Consider the following 877-nt stretch of genomic DNA (forward strand, 5'->3'; position numbering starts at 1 on the left):
GAGCAGCAGAAACTCTACCCACTCCCAGTACTCTGGAGTTTCCATCATGACCCTCACCCATCTCAAAGACGACGAGCGCAAGGCAAACCCCCGGGCCGCCATGGTCCGGGTCGAGATCCGGGACGCTCAAGGATACGCCAATCAGCGGCGGCACGATCTCAGGATCGGGGCGCAGCCGGGATACGTCAATCCGGACCCGCCTGAGCCCAACCGGATCCTCATCCAGCCCATGACTACCGCAGAGCTTAAAAAGCTCGCCAAAGAGCGTAGGGACCAGCGGGACATGACCCGCGCGATGAAGAGCAACGCCGGGATCGCGGTGGTCGGGATCATCGGTTTCGGCATCGAGGCCCAGCAGATGTTCGGGGCTCTTGATGCCGCGACCCAGGAGAGGGCCCTGAGAGCGGCCGTAGCGCGCGTGGCAGCCGATCTGAGGACGTCACCGACTGGTCTGGTCCTGCACCTCGATGAAAGCGCCGGTCACGCCCATTTCAGCCTCTGCGGCTATGACCTCGACGGAGCCCCCCTCTCCACCTGGATGGGGCGTGGGGTCCTCAGGGACCTTCAGACGGCCCTCCACGAGGAGCTGAGGGCCTTCATGCCGGATCTGGAGCGGGGACGGTCCCGGAAGGCCCGTGCCGAGGCCGGAGCGGCCCCTCATGAGCTCGTGAACCGGTCCGTGGAAGAGCTGCACATCGACCTACCCTTCGAGATCGAGGCCAAGCGCCAGGAGGTCGCCGAGCTCGAAGAAAAAGCTCGTAAAAACGAGGTTCGGGCCCAAAAGGCCCGGGAGAAGGCTCAGCGAGACGAGGGTCGCGCAGAAAAGGCTCTGAAAAACGCTGAGACCTACGAGCGGCGGGCGTCCGAGGCTGAGGGA

General features: G+C 64.3%; 1 protein-coding gene. It reads left to right on the plus strand.

What is annotated here, in order from left to right; genetic code table 11:
- Window positions 1–46: 46 nt before the first annotated feature.
- Window positions 47–877: hypothetical protein (locus AAFO90_RS24495; protein ID WP_347511143.1), on the plus strand; the 831-nt coding region annotated here is incomplete at its 3' end.

It is taken from the genome of Phaeobacter sp. CAU 1743 (genome assembly GCF_039839315.1).
GTDB lineage: Bacteria > Pseudomonadota > Alphaproteobacteria > Rhodobacterales > Rhodobacteraceae > Phycobacter > Phycobacter gallaeciensis_A.